General features: G+C 58.9%; 16 protein-coding genes. 8 read left to right on the forward strand and 8 right to left on the reverse strand.

Annotated features, from left to right (window positions below; all coding sequences use genetic code 11):
• Positions 1 to 22 precede the first annotated feature (22 nt).
• The 5 genes from EDC38_RS12035 to EDC38_RS12055 form a co-directional block, all read right to left on the reverse strand.
• Entirely contained in the window at positions 23 to 595 is a 573-nt protein-coding gene (locus tag EDC38_RS12035) for a hypothetical protein (protein ID WP_123638715.1), read from the reverse strand.
• Positions 596 to 626: 31 nt separating this feature from the next.
• The gene (locus EDC38_RS12040; protein ID WP_123638716.1) at positions 627 to 1,418 is read right to left on the reverse strand and encodes a hypothetical protein; all 792 of its coding nucleotides are present in this window, start codon (positions 1,416 to 1,418) and stop codon (positions 627 to 629) included.
• 68 nt (positions 1,419 to 1,486) lie between these two features.
• Positions 1,487 to 1,984 (reverse strand): hypothetical protein, encoded by a 498-nt coding sequence (locus EDC38_RS12045; protein WP_123638717.1) that lies wholly within the window; start codon positions 1,982 to 1,984, stop codon positions 1,487 to 1,489.
• A 196-nt stretch (positions 1,985 to 2,180) separates the two neighbouring features.
• Positions 2,181 to 2,807 (reverse strand): ATPase, encoded by a 627-nt coding sequence (locus tag EDC38_RS12050; RefSeq protein ID WP_123638718.1) that lies wholly within the window; start codon positions 2,805 to 2,807, stop codon positions 2,181 to 2,183.
• A complete protein-coding gene (locus EDC38_RS12055; protein WP_123638719.1) occupies positions 2,804 to 3,178 on the reverse strand; it encodes a TA system antitoxin ParD family protein in 375 nt (124 codons plus the stop codon). The genes EDC38_RS12050 and EDC38_RS12055 overlap by 4 nt, the downstream gene beginning before the upstream one ends.
• A 183-nt stretch (positions 3,179 to 3,361) precedes the next feature.
• On the opposite strand from EDC38_RS12055, the gene hemC reads away from it, so the two are divergent.
• From hemC to EDC38_RS12095, 8 genes are all read left to right on the forward strand, one after another.
• A complete protein-coding gene (gene hemC / locus EDC38_RS12060; protein ID WP_123638720.1) occupies positions 3,362 to 4,297 on the forward strand; it encodes a hydroxymethylbilane synthase in 936 nt (311 codons plus the stop codon).
• Positions 4,294 to 5,148, forward strand: a complete 855-nt coding sequence (locus EDC38_RS12065) for a uroporphyrinogen-III synthase (protein ID WP_246004405.1) — start codon at positions 4,294 to 4,296, stop codon at positions 5,146 to 5,148. The genes hemC and EDC38_RS12065 overlap by 4 nt, the downstream gene beginning before the upstream one ends.
• On the forward strand, positions 5,141 to 6,358 hold the full coding sequence (locus EDC38_RS12070) for a uroporphyrinogen-III C-methyltransferase (protein WP_170162913.1): 1,218 nt from the start codon (positions 5,141 to 5,143) through the stop codon (positions 6,356 to 6,358). Before EDC38_RS12065 ends, EDC38_RS12070 begins: the two co-directional genes overlap by 8 nt.
• The gene (locus EDC38_RS12075) at positions 6,355 to 7,605 is read left to right on the forward strand and encodes a heme biosynthesis HemY N-terminal domain-containing protein (RefSeq protein ID WP_123638722.1); all 1,251 of its coding nucleotides are present in this window, start codon (positions 6,355 to 6,357) and stop codon (positions 7,603 to 7,605) included. Before EDC38_RS12070 ends, EDC38_RS12075 begins: the two co-directional genes overlap by 4 nt.
• A 105-nt stretch (positions 7,606 to 7,710) precedes the next feature.
• The gene (locus tag EDC38_RS12080; protein ID WP_123638723.1) at positions 7,711 to 9,810 is read left to right on the forward strand and encodes a di-heme-cytochrome C peroxidase; all 2,100 of its coding nucleotides are present in this window, start codon (positions 7,711 to 7,713) and stop codon (positions 9,808 to 9,810) included.
• A gap of 232 nt (positions 9,811 to 10,042) precedes the next feature.
• Positions 10,043 to 11,203, forward strand: a complete 1,161-nt coding sequence (locus EDC38_RS12085; RefSeq protein ID WP_170162914.1) for a serine hydrolase domain-containing protein — start codon at positions 10,043 to 10,045, stop codon at positions 11,201 to 11,203.
• Positions 11,200 to 12,342, forward strand: coding sequence for a GNAT family N-acetyltransferase (locus EDC38_RS12090; protein ID WP_123638725.1), 1,143 nt, complete (start codon positions 11,200 to 11,202; stop codon positions 12,340 to 12,342). Before EDC38_RS12085 ends, EDC38_RS12090 begins: the two co-directional genes overlap by 4 nt.
• A 67-nt stretch (positions 12,343 to 12,409) precedes the next feature.
• Positions 12,410 to 13,270: a CPBP family intramembrane glutamic endopeptidase gene (locus EDC38_RS12095; RefSeq protein WP_123638726.1), complete on the forward strand. Its 861-nt coding sequence runs from the start codon at positions 12,410 to 12,412 to the stop codon at positions 13,268 to 13,270.
• Here EDC38_RS12095 and EDC38_RS12100 read toward each other — a convergent pair.
• The 3 genes from EDC38_RS12100 to EDC38_RS12110 form a co-directional block, all read right to left on the reverse strand.
• Complete coding sequence (locus tag EDC38_RS12100) at positions 13,252 to 15,729, reverse strand: EAL domain-containing protein (RefSeq protein ID WP_170162915.1); 2,478 nt, start codon at positions 15,727 to 15,729, stop codon at positions 13,252 to 13,254. The genes EDC38_RS12095 and EDC38_RS12100 overlap by 19 nt on opposite strands.
• 53 nt (positions 15,730 to 15,782) lie before the next feature.
• On the reverse strand, positions 15,783 to 16,601 hold the full coding sequence (locus EDC38_RS12105) for a response regulator (protein ID WP_123638728.1): 819 nt from the start codon (positions 16,599 to 16,601) through the stop codon (positions 15,783 to 15,785).
• A gap of 105 nt (positions 16,602 to 16,706) precedes the next feature.
• Positions 16,707 to 17,093 carry a TfoX/Sxy family protein gene (locus tag EDC38_RS12110; RefSeq protein ID WP_123638729.1) on the reverse strand — a complete coding sequence of 129 codons (387 nt, stop codon included), beginning with the start codon at positions 17,091 to 17,093 and terminating at the stop codon, positions 16,707 to 16,709.
• Positions 17,094 to 17,121 lie beyond the last annotated feature (28 nt).

Genomic DNA, 17,121 nt, shown 5'->3' on the forward strand with positions numbered 1-17,121 from the left:
AATCACCACCGCCAAATCACTATCATATGACCCAGTAGGCTACAACGGCAAGCGCACTTAACACTGTGTGAATTGCGGTAAAAATCAGGAGCCCTACCAACAGCGTGAACAGAATACCGACGTAACGTCCTGATCCTGTGTCAATCACGGGTTGAATGGTTGCACGGTTGATCAGGATCAACAGAAACAGCGCTGCTATCGTAAACAAACTGGCGCCGATAATCTTAAGCAATGGCCAACCGATTGGTGCCACGAAAACAGAACCACCACAAATGAAAATTAGAGTTATCAGCCACTTGTAACGGAATGCAAACAGTGAGAGCTTTCTGAAAATCATTATGAGGAGATCAAAAACACCACTATCACTCCTTGGTGTCGATCCGACTTCCGTAACACGTCGGTTCGATCGAACAACTGCAAAAACGAACCACGCAACCCAGGAAACCAATAGGGCCGCTATCAACCACCATTGCTTTTCCGAGCGAGATACCGTTTTATCTAAGGCGATCCCTAATAGCGGTAGAACCCAAACAGTAAAAATGGCAGACGTGATGTATGCATCTGTAATGTCAAAAGAACTCATCGTTACATCCATGAACAAACCTTATCGCCTGCCAATTGTTCTATCAGCTCTCGGCATTGATTTCATTGAAGTACTCCTTCACCTCTCTTGGAATATTATTATCAAACTCTCCCATACCCAATCTTTTCCTTTGTCCTGATAGATTGTTATATATTTCATTAGCTGTATCGGAGATCGTTTTAACCATACTATCTGTAAGTGCAATATCGTTCTCTTCTAAGAATAATTTTATTGACTTTTCTCCACTCAAGTCACCACGCATAATCGCAACTTCATAGTGAGCCAGAACTCCCGTTAAAGCCGCTTTCTTAGCATCATGGTTTCCACTGGAGCTTAACCGGTAATATGCAGATTCATAAACTCCGGCAATAGCCTTCAAAGCATATGTAGAATCTAAAACGGCCGCTTTTTCATAATATAAAAGAGCATTAGGATAGTCCCCACTCTCTAACATTTTTTTCGCTAGAATATGGGTTGCTGCATAATCTGAAGCATCTGACAGGCTTTTTAACGTGTCCACGGAATAAGACTGATAATCTGAATCTTCAAATGATATTCCGTATCCTTGACTGCGTCGAAATTCTTTAATACTGTGAAGGCTATCTTCTTGGGCCCAGCTCAATTTATCTTCCCCTTCAGAAGTCCGAAAATCCTTCATTTCTCGCTCCGGAATTTTTTTAGTATTTTGGGGTATTAATATTTCGTTAGAGTCCGCGTATGAAACAACATCTCCATACTCTTTTGAAGCGCTATTTGAATAGTGAAAAATATTTACACCAATAAACAAAAAAGCCATAAAAAAAGTAAAAATCAGTGATACTTTTCTAACACTCATAGATACATCTCCAATCGATCCTTTATGATATCCGCAATGACATTATATGGATAATAAGGAGAACCAAATCACTCAATGCAGTTTACTGAGTTATATCGATGAACGAATATGCACGATTTCAGATCAGTATCTAAATTTGCTTTTTTCTCTGCCCTACACTGGGCATCAGTATTTATAACAGTATACGATCGACACGTTTTAATCCACTCCGCATAAGCACTGTAAGCAACTTGATCACAATGCGCTTTCTCCAAATCTACCGCATCACATGATACTTTTTCGTTCGCACGGGTACCGCCTTCAGTCGGAAAATTAACATTACTTTCTTGTAAGTTGCTGTTGAGTTTCTGAGCAAGGTTTGCCAGATATTGCAGCTGACCTATTAATCTCCCAATATTGTAGTAATCCGCCGCTCTTTGAGCGATTTCAATTTTCCGCCCTATAACAGTGAAATCGACTGGTTGTATCTTTTCAGCAGGTTCAGAGCCAATTGAACATAGAGGAAATGCGAGGGCTAAAGAGAAAGAGAGGAATCGCCAAGCAATATAAGTAGGATTGCGTTTCATATTAGAAGTCCTTTTCGAAAACGATTAGTTTTATATGCTGATTAATTTTTATCGACAAACCGAAAAGAATCGTGCACTCACTTCTTATTTTTGTCAACAAAAATATTGAGAGTTTTGCGGTTTTCTGCAGGCAGTCTCACAACTGGCATCAATTACCACGAATCATGTCGCGAGTTTCACTCTGTATCGAAACGTTTCAGGATCGGCTTCTTCTGTTGTAACGCACCGTTTCAATCACCGACTTTACCCAAGATTCAGAAGCCATGTGTGAGTCAATCAGAACATCGCTTCGAAAGCGGGCCTGAACACGAAACGGATTGTCGGCATAGCTGTTATCGATTAGTAGTGTTTGATCCACGATAGGAATGACGTTTACCAACTGTTGCAACGAACGCTCAATTCTAGGGGCTATCTTTTCCGCTGGCACCGAATGACCACCTTCGTGAACTCGCTGCTCGATGCGCATCCGATTCAGTTCGGGAGAAACCAGGTGAATTGCGTAGATTTCGACGGCATATCCGGCGCGTTTTGCCTCACGGATAAAGTCGAGTTTAGAGGGGTGTGAAAACACGGTTTCAAAGCAAAACGACCGCTTTTGCGCCAGTGCCAAGTGGCGGCTGCGCTCGACCAATCGCATCGCCTCGTAACTATGCACTTCCGGATCATCGGGCCAGAGTTCACGCGCCAGGACATCGGCATTGAGAAAGGGAATCTGACGGTGTGCCAGGTACTTCTGATAGAACGTGGACTTACCGGCGCCGTTACCACCGACCAACAGAATGACCGTTGGTCGGGGCGTACTGTCCGATAGTGAGGTGGTCATAAGCCGGACACGACCCGCTTGCCCTCCGCACTGTAAGCGACCAGTTTCGAGCTATCGTCCGGATCAACTCCGTAGCGCACCGGTGCCTCACTGACCCGGCCAGGCAAGCGGCCGGACTGTCGGTCTGATTCAAGCTCTTCCAGAATGCTGTCCATTGACAGGTCCTTGGGCTGGCTCTCTTCCAATCTCAGGGTGACCAAGCCCTGCATCAGGGCCAAACGCTGATCCGACGTCATCATGCGGGAGATAAGTTGTCCGAGTGACGCCCAGTACTCAATTTGACGAGGTACAGAACGATGCTCCAACGCTGCCTCCTGCTCCGCTTTGCGTATCAACTCCGGGTTCAACCGAATGGGTTTTTGCTGAGCCATCGAAAACCTCACAAGCCTCGTTCGAGCATAATTAAAGAAGCCTCTATTGTAGCGCTACGCACTATAATGAGCAAATTGCTACACCACATCAGCCCCTGTTCAGGAGAGGCTATCCTTTCGCCTTTGCATCCCCCCTGGTCTGGTATCATCCCGCACTGACACGCACTCGCAACGGGATGAATTATGTCCGAGACCCTACGCATCGCCACCCGCAAATCCCTGCTCGCACTCTGGCAGGCCGAATACGTCAAGGCCGAGCTGGAGCGCCACCACCCGGGGCTGACCGTGGAGCTGGTGCCCCTGGTCAGCCGGGGTGACAAGATTCTGGATGTGCCCCTGGCCAAAGTGGGCGGCAAAGGGCTGTTTGTGAAAGAGTTGGAGCACGCGATTACCAGTGGCGAGGCGGATATCGCAGTGCACTCCATGAAAGATGTGCCCATGGAGTTCCCGGAGGGGCTCGGCCTGCCGGTCATCTGCCCGCGGGAAGATCCGCGCGATGCTTTTGTTTCCAACCGCTACGACCAGCTCAGCGATATGCCCGGCGGCACCGTGGTGGGCACCTCCAGCCTGCGCCGGCAGTGCCAGATTCTGGCCGCCCGGCCGGACCTGGAGGTCAAGTTTCTTCGCGGCAACGTGCAGACCCGCCTGCGCAAGCTCGACGACGGCGAGTACGACGCCATTGTCCTGGCCACCGCTGGCTTGGTGCGTCTGGAGCTGGAGGAGCGGATTCGCAGCCGCATCGCCCCGGAGGAGTCCCTGCCCGCGGGCGGGCAGGGCGCAGTGGGCATTGAGTGCCGTACCGAGGATTTGCGCACCATTGAGCTGATCGCCCCCCTGCACCACGAGCCCACCGCCGAGCTGGTATTGGCGGAGCGGGCCATGAACCGGCGCCTGGAAGGCGGCTGCCAGGTGCCCATTGCCTGCTATGCTATACCGAGTGATGAAGGGCTGTGGTTGCGCGGTCTCGTGGGCTCACCGGACGGCACGGAAATGCTCTACGATGAGATTCGTGGCCCGGTCGCCGAGGGTGAGGCGATGGGCATTGCGCTGGCCGAGCGGCTGCTGGCGGCGGGCGCCGACCGGATTCTGGCGGACGTGTACGGACGGGAGCTGAAGTGACCCGGAGCGCCGGAGCGGACACGCTGACCGGCCTGCAGGTGCTGGTCACCCGGCCCGAAGCCCAGGCCGAGGCCTGGGCGGACACACTCCGGGCGAGGGGCGCTCACGCGGTGGTCGCCCCCCTGCTGACGCTGAGCCCGGTCTCGACGTCCGAGGCGAAGCAGGCGATCAAACAGTGCATACTGGATTTCGACCTCTACCAGAAAGCGATTTTCGTCAGCCAGAACGCCGTCGCCTATGCGTTTGAATGGCTAGAGGATTACTGGCCGCAGTTGCCCATCCGGATCGAGTATTACGGGGTCGGCGAACGCACCGGCAGGGCGCTGGAAGCCTATGGCGTACCGGTGACCGCCTGGCAGTCGGACGGCGCCATGAACAGTGAGGCCCTGCTGGCGGCCCCCGAATTGCAATCCGTGGCGGGCGAGCGCATTGTGATCTTCCGCGGCGTGGGCGGCCGGGGCGTGCTGGCCGAGACACTGCGTGAGCGCGGTGCCCGGGTGGATTACTGTGAGCTGTACCAACGCCAGTGCCCGGATGACGCCGCCACACAGCTGAACCAGGCGCTGGTGGAACTGAACGAAACACCCCTGATGGTGGCCTTACACAGTGGTGAGACCCTGGAAAACTTTCATCAGGTCCGCCGGGCACTGCCTTCCGACCAGGCTCGGCGCCTGGCCCGAGGGACACTGCTGGTGCCCGGGGAGCGGGTTGCCCAGCAGGCGCGCGCGCTGGGCTATACCCGCGTGCTGACCGCCGAAAACGCCACCGACCCGGGTATGCTGGCCGCCCTTGAACGCGCCGCCATCGACCCGACCCTTTTGCAGACAGACGGAACCCACGACTGTGACTGATAACGACCAGACCAACGACACCACCCAGGAATCCACGCCCCCCGCCGACAAGACACCGGCGGACACCACCAGTGACAGGGCGGACAAGGGCACCCCCAAACGCCCCAGCAAGAAAACACCGGCCAACAAAAGCGGCCGTGCGCGCCGATGGGGCTGGTTGCTGCTGGTGTTGATCTGCGTCGGCCTGCCCCTGGCCGCTGGATACGGTGTCTGGTGGGCCTGGCAGGATCTTGAGCAGCAGCGCGAGCAGCTGACAGCGCTGCAGCAGCGCCTGGCCGAGCAATCCCAGGCCCTCCGGCAGCAGGACCGCACCCTCGACCAATTGCCCGGTCAGCTCAGCAGCGATTTGCGAGCCGATGTGCAAAGCGCCCAGCGAGGCCAGGCCGAGATCATCAGCCAGATGGAGCAGCGCCTGAACCGGGTAGACCGCCGCCTGAGCGCCATCGCCAGCACCGACCGGGAGGACTGGAAGCTGGCCGAGGCCGAGTACCTGCTGCGCCTGGCCAACCAGCGCCTGGTACTGGAGCGGGACAGCCGCAATGCCCTGGCCCTGGCGGAAACCACCGATGCCATTCTGCGCGACCTGGGCGATGCGGACCTGCTGCCGATCCGCCGGGCCCTGGCGCGGGACATCCAGGCCCTGAAGCTCGCCGATCAGGTGGATCGGGAGGGTCTGTACCTGCGGTTATTGGCCCTGAACGAACAGGTACCCACGCTGCCACTGGTGGAACCCATGCGCAGCACACCCGACAACACCGTCCCCGATGAAGCGTCGGCTGAAGCCAACACCGGACCCTGGGCAACCATCAAACAGAGTTTCGCCCGCCTGGTCGAGCGTATCAGTGGCCATATCCGGATTCGCCATCATGATCAGCCCATTGCCGCCCTGGCTGACCCGCGCGAGCAGTTCATTCTGCGCCAGCAACTGCAGTTGATGTTGGAGCAGGCCCAGGCGGCGCTGTTGCGGGAGCAGACCGAGCTCTATCAATCCAGCCTCACCCGCGCGGCCGACTGGCTCGAACAACACTACGCCCTCAATCCCCAGACCGAATCGGCCCTGTCCAGCCTGCGCGAGCTGGCCGCCGTCGATATCGCTCCCGAGCTGCCGGACCTCAATGACGCCCTGAAGCTGCTCGAGGTACACATCGAGCAACAACACCGGCTGTCCCCGGACTTTCAGCGCGCACCGGGTGAGGAGTCCGACTCATGAAACGGACGCTGCTGATTCTGATTGTCGCGATGTTGCTCGGCGCACTGACGCTGAGCGCCATTCAGGCCGACAGCGGCTATGTCCTGATCGCGCTGGGCAACACCAGCGTGGAAATGAGCTTCTGGCTGGCGTTGATGTTGCTGCTCGGAGGGCTGGGATTGATCTGGCTGGTATTGCGGCTGTTCCGGGGCAGCATCAGGGCGGGGCAGGCCGTCACCGAACGGCTGTTCTCCGGCACCAGCGCCCGGGCCCAACGGCGCACCGCCAGCGGCCTGGTCAGCTTTATCGAGGGGAACTGGAAGCAGGCCCAGCGCAAACTACTGCGCGCGGCGCCCAAATCCGGGACGCCGCTGATCAATTATCTGGCGGCGGCCCGCTGCGCCTTTGAGCAGGGCGATAATCACACCGCTCTGGAATTGCTGCACAAGGCCGAGCAGAGCAGCACCAACAGCGAGCTGGCGGTCGCCCTGACCCAGGCGCGTATGCAGCTGATGAGCCGACGCTACGAGCAGTGCCTGGCCACCCTGGAGCGGGTCAAACGCAAAGCCCCCCAACATCCCGTGGTACTCGACCTGTTGCGCCAGGTGTATATCGCCCTGCACGACTGGGAATCGCTCAAGCAGTTGATGCCCAGTCTCCGTGCGTACGGCAACCAGAACGAAGCCGCGCTTGAAGCGCTCTCCAGCCAGCTGCACCGGGCCCTGCTCGAGCAGGCCGGGCAGCGGGTCCGCGGGCTCGGCCCGGAGCGGGCGCGCGAGGCCCTGGCGAGCACCTGGAAAGACATCCCCAGCGCGGTGCGCAAACAACCCGATGTGGCGCTGTTGTACGCACAGCAATTAGTGGACAACGACCTGCACGTCGAAGCAGAAGCCCAGGTGCGCAAAACCCTGGAAAAACACTGGTCCCCCGAGCTGGTTCGGCTCTATGGCCTGATTCGGGCCAACGATGCCGGACAACAGCTGATCACCGCCGAAGGCTGGCTGAAGAAGCGCCCCGCCGATGCCCTGCTGATGCTCACCCTCGGCCGCCTGAGCCTGCGCAATCAGCTGTGGGGCAAAGCCCGGGATTACTTTCAGAGCAGCCTGACCCTGCACAAGCACCCGGAAACCTGTGCCGAGCTGGCTCGTCTGTTGGCCCATATGGGAGAACACAAAAAGAGCACCGAGTACTACCAGCAGGGGCTGCTGTTGACCACCGAACGGCTCCCGGACCTGCCGCTGCCCAAAGAACCCGAGCCAACGCACTGACTTGCAGTCGCGACGGGGAAAGGCATAATACCGGGCAACCAGATCGAATAATAATAGGTTTACATCAAGAAGTAGGGAACCTATCACCGCTTAAAGGAGTTTGTCATGCCTCTGCCGGCACTGCTGCGGCTCGCGTTTGTCGTGCTACTCGCGCTTCGTTATCGTCTGAAACTCATCCTCGGCATTGTTGTCGCCGTGGTGATCGGGCTCAGCCTCACCTTCATTTCCGGAAAGATTTATCAACACCTGGATCGGGATCCGGACCGGGGCGCCATCGCGCTGGAAGACGGGGCCTTCGGGGAAAGCTACTCGACGCCCATCTACCTGGACCAGGGCTGGAGCCCGGCCGACACCCTCTGGTACTACAACACCACCCAGGGTTCGGCCCTGCTGCCCTATGACCTGTTCGTGGCCCTCGAGCAGCCCGCCTCGGAGGAGCTGTTCCGCTCGGACCACAACATGGACCGCTACCGCTACCTGCCCCAGAAACCCACCTTCTTCAATCCCGACGGTCTACCGGTGGGGTTTGCCAAGGACAGTTACCAGGGCAAAGACTATTTGGGCTTTACCTGTGCGGCCTGCCACACCGGCCAGGTGAACTATCAGGGCCAGGCCATCCGCATCGACGGCGGCCCCGCCCTGGCGGATATGGACGGCTTCCTGCACGGACTGGAAAAGGCGCTGTCGGCGGCCCGGGATATTCCCGCCAAACGGGAACGGTTTATTGATCGAGTCCTGCAGCGGGACAATGACTATCGCTCGCCCGAGGCCGTCGAGGCGGACCTGGCCCAGTGGACCGAACAGATCCGCATGTACAACACCATCAATCACAGCCATATCCGCTACGGTTACGGTCGCCTGGATGCCTTTGGCCGAATCTACAATCGGGTGCTGCGCCACGTGGTCAACCGGGAACAGATGCGGGATCTATTGCTCGCCGCCGAAGGACCCACCGGCGAGCTGCTGCTCACCGAAGCCGAGGTGGACCGGGTTCTGGCAGGTATCGAGCCCACCCTGATCGATGATACGGCCTTCACCCGCATCGTAAGCCGCCTGCAGTCGAGCGACGAAGGGCTTCCCGGATTGTCCCAGCGCAACCTGTTGCGCTTGCGAAACCAGCTGCTTAACGAGCCGAACGCGCCGGTCAGTTATCCGTTCCTGTGGGACATCACCCACTCCGATTACCTGCAGTGGAACGGACTGGCCAATAACGCCGACCTGGGGCCCCTGGGGCGCAACGTCGGGGAAGTGATCGGGGTCTTTGCCAAACTGGACTGGGAAGTAAAAGAGCCCGGCTTCAGTCTGTCCGGACACCTGACCGGTCAGAGCAACAAACGGGAGCGCATCGCCTTCACTTCCAGCATTGATCTGGTCAACCTCCAGCGCCTGGAGGCTCACCTCGGTCGCCTTACCTCGCCGCAATGGCCGGAGGACATACTGGGCGAAATCAACCGGGAGCAGGCCGCCCTGGGCAAGCGCCTCTATGCCCAGCACTGTCAGAGCTGCCACCAGATCATCGACCGCTCCGCCTGGGACCGTCTGGTGGTGGCCGAAATGACAGATATCGAGATACTGAAGACTGACCCAAAGGCGGCGGAAAACAGCGTAAATTATCAGGGAAAGTCGGGAAACTTCGAGAATACCTACCAGAACACAACCGTAGGCCCTCTGGTCCTGGAGGCGACCGCGCCCGCCGTGCAGATCCTCACCTCGGTAACCAAAGGCGCGGTTTCCACCCCCGATGCCGACAAAGGCCCACTCCGGCGCACCCTGGACTGGTTTTATGTGCTGGGGCTGTCCTGGTTTGATAATGACGTCAAATACAGCGTCAAGGCGGGGGACTATCGGCCGGATACCACGGCTCGCCCCTACCATTCGCTGCTGGCCTACAAGGGCCGATCCCTGAACGGCATCTGGGCCACGGCCCCCTATCTGCACAATGGCTCGGTGCCCACACTGTACGACCTGTTACTGCCGGCACGGGAAGAGGGTGACCCGGAAGAGGGCGCCTATCGCCCCGAGGCTTTTCAGGTGGGAAGCCGGGAGTTCGATCCGGTCAAGGTGGGCTTTCGCACCGAGGGCTACGAGGGTTTCACCCAGACCACGCACCGGCTTGGAGACCGCAACACGGGTCACGAATACGGCACCGATACCTTGACCGAGGCCGAGCGCTGGGCGCTGGTGGAGTATCTCAAGACCCTTTGATGCTCGGTGAGACAAATCTCACCAAACTGCCCGGAACCATTGGCGCGAAAAACACACCAAATGACGGCCTGCTCTAAAAACTAACGCCGGTAGGCGAGGTGTTTTTTGGTGTATTTCGCGCCAACTGCGTTTATCCTGTGGCCGTTTTGAGTGTCGATTGTTGATTCCACCTTTGATCATGGCTGTATTGTGTTCCCTTAAGGCGACTCTCCGAGCGCCCCTTGTCCGTGCGTTGCCCGTTCTTTTGCTGTCCTCTCTGGCAGGGGCCGATAATGACCTGGCGCATCGCCCGGTCGATTTTGTTCAGGCCACCGAACAGTACGTAGTGGAAGAGGTGATGCCCCATATTCCCGGCGCGGCACTGGCCATCATTGCCAACGGGCAGATCGAACTGCTACGTGGCTACGGTGTGCGCAGGGTCGGCGAGAACGAGCCAATTAACCGGGACACACTGTTTCGCCTCGCCTCGGTATCCAAAACCATCGCCGGTACCGCTGCCGGGGTCGCCGTGAACGACCGGGCCCTGCAATGGCAGACGCCGGTCAGTCAGTTTCTCCCGCTGGATGTCAAAAACCCGGACTACCGGGATAAAATCACCCTGCAAAGCCTTCTGTCCCACACCACCGGACTGATGCCCCAGGCCTACACCAACCTGATCGAAGCCAATGTGCCCTACCAGAAGGTGATCGGGCGGCTGGACGAAGTGGCCTTCATCTGCCCGCCATCCACCTGCTACAGCTACCAGAACGTGGCCTTCAGCCTGGTGGGGGACCTTCTGATGGCGGCGACCGGCGAGCGCTACGAAGACTTCACCCGCAGACGCCTGTTTCAACCACTGGGCATGAAAACCGCTTCCTTTGGTTGGCGGGCGTTTACCAGCAACTCCAACCGGGCCACGCCCCATATCAAACGGCGCGGCCGCTGGGCACCCGTAGAACCCGACCGGAACTACTACAATGTGGCGCCGGCGGCCGGCGCCAATGCCAGTATTGCCGATATGGCTCTGTGGGTCCGCGCCCAGCTGGGACAGCGCCCCGATGTGCTGCCCCACGAAGTGCTCGACCAGTTGCACAGCCCCCGGGTTGCCACCAGTTACCGTCAGGCGCATTATCGGGCCCACCCCGAGCTGCGCAACATTCACTACGGCCTGGGTTGGCGAGTATTCGATTTTGGCGAGCACCGCCAGTTCGTCCACCATGGGGGTTGGGTGCAGGGCACCCGTACCGAGGTGCTGTTCAACCGGGAGCTGCAGCTCGGGCTGGTGTTTCTGTCCAACTCGGAGAACCGTTACGCCCGGGAGGTCGTATACCGCTTTCTCGAGCTGTTCACCGACTACTACCGCCAGGTGGAAGCCCCGATTCTGCTGCAACAGGCCCGACAGGCACCGCCATGACCCCAGAGTTCATCGATCGCATTGACGCCGTCAGTCCCGAGGACTGGGACCGCCTCTGCCCATCGGATTACCCCTTTACCCGGCATGCCTTTCTGGCGTCGTTGGAAGACAGCGGCAGCGTCGGAGCGGACACCGGATGGCAACCTCAGCACCTGCTGTTACGCGACGACCAGGGCGACCTCAAGGCGGCGATGCCGGTGTACCGCAAGGATCACTCCTACGGCGAATACGTGTTCGACTGGGGTTGGGCCCAGGCCTACGCCGAGCACGGGCTGGACTATTACCCGAAACTGATCAGCGCCATTCCATTTACCCCCTGCACGGGCCCGCGGTTGCTGGCGGCGGGGCAGGAGGCCCAGTATTGGCCCGCGGCCATCGCCGCCCTGCAGCAGCAGACCCGGACCCTGGGCGCCTCGGGTTGGCACTGCCTGTTTCCCGACGAGACGCAGGCCGAGGCGCTGCGGCCAGCCGGGTTGGCGGAGCGCACCGGCTGCCAGTTCCACTGGATAAACCGCCAGTATCGGGATTTTGAAGATTTTCTCGGCCAGCTCAGCTCCCGCAAACGCAAGAACCTGCGCAAGGAACGTCGCCAGGTCGCCGACCAGGGCTTTCACTTTCAGTGGAAAGTCGGAGCGGACATTCAGGACGAAGACTGGACGCTGTTTTATGGCTTGTACCAACTGACTTACCTCAAGCGCAGTGGCCACGGTGGCTATCTGACCCCGGCGTTTTTCCGCCAACTGGGTGAGCGGATGCCCGAGCAGACCCTGATGGTACAGGCTCGGCTGGGGGAGGAAACAATTGCCGCCGCCCTGTTCCTGTTCGACCGCAACACCCTGTATGGCCGCTACTGGGGCTGTCGGGCGGAATTTGAATTTCTGCACTTTGAAACCTGCTACTACCAGGGGCTGGATTTTGTCCTGGCGCGAGGGCTGGCGCGCTTTGATGGTGGTGCCCAGGGCGAACACAAGCTGGCCCGGGGCTTCGAACCCCGGCTGACCACCTCGTTTCACCAGTTGATGGAGCCGGCCTTTCAGGAGGCGGTGCAACACTTTGTGGCGCGCGAGCGTGAGGAGGTATTGGGCTATCGCGACGAGGCACGAGCGCACCTCCCGTACCGGCAGACCGACCGGCAATGAGGTTCGCAACCGGCGCCTAAATCAGGTTAAATAGCGCCTCTTTGCCACGGATTCGTCGAGCCACCTCATGCCTCAACCGTCTCTCACAAGGTCCCGACCGTTTCTGCATCCCGGCCGTATTCTGGACTGCCTGGATGAAATCGATCAGAGCCCCGACGCCTACCAACTGAGCCGCCCCCGCGCCCTGCGCCGAGTGTTCGTTACCCTCGCCAGCGTCAGTGTCTGCCTGCTGATTCTGCACTACGCGAAGAACTCCTACCTGCTGTACGAGCTGCTCGGTTGGCTGGCGCAGTTGCAGTCCCTGCCAGGCGACCACTACACCAACGATCTGCTTCAGTCCCAGTGGCGACATCTGCTGGGCTATGCCTGGTGGACCGGATGGCACCTGATCTGTTTTCTGTTGATTCCGGCGTTGGTGATCCGATACCTGTGGCGCGAGCGGGTGAGCGATTTTGGCTGGCGCTGGGGCGAAACCCATCGGCATTGGCGGGGTTACCTGCTACTGCTGAGCCCGATTTTGGTGTTTGTGGTTCTGGTGAGTCAGGGGGAAGATTTCGTCAATCACTACCCCTTCTACCCCCACGCGGGGCGCAGTTGGCTGGATTTTCTGGCCTGGGAAGCGCTCTATATGACCCAGTTCGTGGTGCTGGAATTCTTTTTCCGGGGTTACATGCTGCGGGCGGTGCAGCCCGCGCTCGGGGCCAATGCGATCTGGATCATGTGCGTACCCTACCTGATGATCCACTTCCCCAAGCTCTGGCTGGAAGCCACCGGGGCCATCCTGTTTGGCCTGTTTCTGGGTATACTGGCGCTGCGCTCGCGCTCAATCTGGGGCGGTGTGCTGGTCCATGCCGGGGTCGCACTGAGTATGGATATCGCCGCCCTGATTCAGAAAGACCAACTGCCCACTCAGTGGTGGCCCTTCTGATGCGCGCCGATCGCTGCCTGAGGTGATTCAAAGCAACGACCGGCCTGATCGGCGGACAGCGGGCGCGCAAAGTAATAGCCTTGCCCCAGCTCGCAACCAAGCCCCGCCAGGCAGTGCGCGACGTCTTCGCTTTCAATTCCCTCGGCGATCACCCCCAGCTCCAGTGCATGGGCCATGGAAATGATGGCCCGCACCAGGTGCAGGCCGGTGCTTTCCTTGATCTTGGCGGTAAAGCTCTGGTCAATCTTGAGCACCTCCAGCGGAAATCGCTGCAGATAGCTCAGCGACGAGTAGCCGGTGCCAAAATCATCCACCATGATGCCGCAGCCCATGGCGAGAAGCTGACGCATCCGGTCCACGATCTGCGGGTTGTCATCCACCAGAATACCCTCGGTCAGCTCCAGCTTCAGCTGACCGGGCTGGACGCTATGCTCACTCATGGCCGAGCGTACCGTCTCGATCAGGTTCGCCTGGAAAAACTGCACACTGGACAGGTTCACGCTGATATAGAAATCCTGCTCCGCCCCCTCGTTCCGTTGCCATTGCCCGATCTGCCGACAGGCCTCACGCAGGACCCAATCGCCGAGAGGATTGATCAGGCCAGTCTCCTCGGCCAAGGCGATAAACTCGCCGGGAAAGACGCGGGAACCATCGGGTTTGCGCCAGCGGATCAGGGCTTCGAACCCGGTCAACTCACCGTCCGGCAAGCGGACGATCGGTTGATACAACAGCTCGAACGCCTCGTCTTTCAGCGCCTGACGCAGGTCCCGCTCCAGAGCCAGACGCCCCTGGGCGCTCTGGTGCATGACCGCATCAAACACACAGCTGCGGGTCTGGCCCTGCTGTTTGGCCCGCTCTTTGGCGAGGGTCGCATCCCGGTAGAGTGCTTCGGCGTCACGATAGCGGGGATGAAACAGAGCAATACCCACACTCAGAGAGAGAAAGAACTCCTGCTCCCCCAGCCGAAACGGCTGCTCAAAGGCCTGGTGCAACCGCTCCGCATCCCGCTCAATCAACTGAACCTGGGGAGCGCCCTCAAACAAAACTGCAAACTCGTCTCCGCCGACCCGGGAGACCAATCCCGACCGGGGCAGAGCCGACTTGATTCGCCGGGCGATGACCTTGAGCAACTGGTCGCCCTTGCTCATACCAAAGTTGTCATTGATCAGTTTGAACCGATTGACGTCCACAAACATCACGGCGAAAGGCGGCGTCATCGAGTCCGAGCGAGGCCGTTGGGCCCACTCATTGACCAAGGCGCTCAGCCGGTTCATAAAAAACTTGCGGTTGGGTAGGTCCGTCAAGGGGTCATTGAATGCCAGGTAGCGAAGCTCCTGCTCCATCTGTTTGCGCTCGGTAATGTCAAAGGCGCTACCCAGATATCCCCTGGCACCACTCTGCAGGCGCCCCAGCGTCACATACAGCCACCGGTGATGACCCTGCTTGGTGGTAACAAAGGTTTCCCGGTACAGATGCTCATCCTGAGCACGGCCGGTGAATTCCAGATCGGGATCAAAACCAAGCAGATCGGACACCGGCATCTGGTACAGCTCGCCCTCGCTGTAGCCGGTGATGACACTCATTGCCGGATTGATGTAGTCGAACGACTGCTCGCAGGTAAAAATGCCGCTCTCGCTGGTTTGCGCCAGCAGCTCGAAACGCTTTTCGCTGCTGCTCAGGGACGCGCTGATCAGACTGAACCGACGATCGAGCAGAACCGCGAGGAAGAGCAGCGCGATGATGATGGTCACCGCCACCGACACCAGAATGCTCAACACCTGATAGTCCATGGCCAGACCAATGACTTCGCCCTGCGAACTGGGCACAAACTCCGTGGCGGCCATGGCCACATAGTGCATGGCGGACACCGCCAGGCCAAGAATGGTCGCGCCAATCAAATAGGCCCAGATTCGGCGCACATGCCGCAGCAACCAGATATTACTGCCCAGCCCCAGCCAGGCGACACCGACTGCGACCACCAGAGAGAGCACAAACAGGCTCGGTCGGTAATGCATGCTGACCGCCGCCATCAGGGCCTCCATGCCCACATAGTGCATGGCACCCACACCCAATCCGAGCGACAGGGCCGCGATCCAGAGGCGGTGTTTTCTGGGCAGGGGCAGGCGGGCACAGAGCAGGGTGCCAGCGGCGCCGAGCACAATCGGCACCATCGACAGGAAGGTGATACCGGGCGAGTAGGTCACCGCCACCGGCAGACGGTGCGCCAGCATCGCGGTGAAATGCATCGCCCAGACGCCGCAACCCATGGCCAGGGCACCGGCCAACACCCAGCCCCAGCCCGAGCGGAGCGAAGCGGCGGAACGGCAGCGCTCCAGAACCGGCAACAAGGTCGAGGCGGCCAGAATCGCCAGAAGTACCGCCAGAAGCACCAGACCCGGATTATGCTCGGCCATCAGGGGCACACTGTCTTCCGGAAGAGGATCAAACCGCCACATCATACTGCTACTCATCATTATCGTTATTGCCGGAAGGGATAACCTCCATTCCGATGTTATAACCGCTCCAGGTAGCGTTTCAGAGCGGATTGCTTTTCTTCGTCCTGGTCGACGAACCGCACCGTCACCCGAACCACCTGGGTATCGGGATTGGCCTCGGCCGCCTGAAGGCTGTGTATATAGCCATTGAGTTGCGACGGTGCCTCGCCCTCATCGGATTCGATATCCACCACCACGGCGTCAAACAGGCGGGGCAGGGCATCGGTACGCTGAATCAATCCGGTCAAGGCATCGGGAGACAGCTCCCGCAGCACACAGCGCAACCCCTCACCTCGGTTGCCGAGCCGCAACTGGGCCCGACCCTTGAGTTTTTTGGTTGAAGAGGAGGATGGCCGGGATTCCGGTTTCGGGGAGCGCGCTGCACCGCCGGTCAGCACATTGACCGAGTGCGCCGCGACCCCCTGGGCCGCGCTGTGAGCACCGGCTTTCGGGACTTTGCCCACGCGCGCCAACTGCTTGGTCACCTTGCGCAGAAGCTCTTCCGGGGTAAAGGGTTTGACCAGATAATCCGAAGCACCGGCCTCGACGGCCGCCACCACATGGTTTCGATCGCCCCGGCTGGTGACCATGACGAAGGGCACATCGCCCCCTTCGGCCTGCTGGCGGACCGTGCGCAACAACTCTTCGCCGCTCATGTTGGGCATTTCCCAGTCCGACAGAATAAGGTCCATCGTCTGGTTTTTCATCGCCGCCAGCGCCCGATTGCCATCCACCGCTTCGAACACCTCCACCCCGGGAATGCGTTCACGGAGCTGCTTTTTCACCATATCGCGGATGAAGCTGGCGTCATCGACCACCAGAATGCGAATTGCCATTCAGTCACTCTCACGTTGTTTTTTGGCATACCGACAGGACGGGTATCGGCCGAACATGCCCAATAATGAGTAAGGGTAGCCGATTATGACGCCAATGGGGAATGCTCAGCCGGCAGAAAAGCGGCGTACGGGCGATTGCGTGGGGGCGGTTACGTAAGCCGGCTCCGGCAGTGGCGCCTGGCTGGCCTCTACCGCGGCCCGCATCCAGAACAACAGTTCGGAGGAGTCTTCAAGGACCACGTCGGGCAGTTGGTAGAAATGACTGACGGAAGAACCGGCGCCGCGCGGCTGAAGGGCGGGCATCGCCCGGTCAAGGTAGGGCTGGCGCGAGGCGTCGTCGACCCGGAAGTAGAGCCGATCGTCCGCCATGATCGCGAACAGGTGCTGCTGATGATAGAGCCCGATACCCGCAAAAATGCGCCGGTAAGACACCGGTGCCACTTGGGACAAGTGGTGCAGAGCGCGACTGAGTGCGGGCTGGCTGACAGACAAGAGTCACTTCCTTTGGTTAACAGGTGGC

It is taken from the genome of Marinimicrobium koreense (assembly GCF_003762925.1).
Classification (GTDB): Bacteria; Pseudomonadota; Gammaproteobacteria; order Pseudomonadales; family Cellvibrionaceae; genus Marinimicrobium; species Marinimicrobium koreense.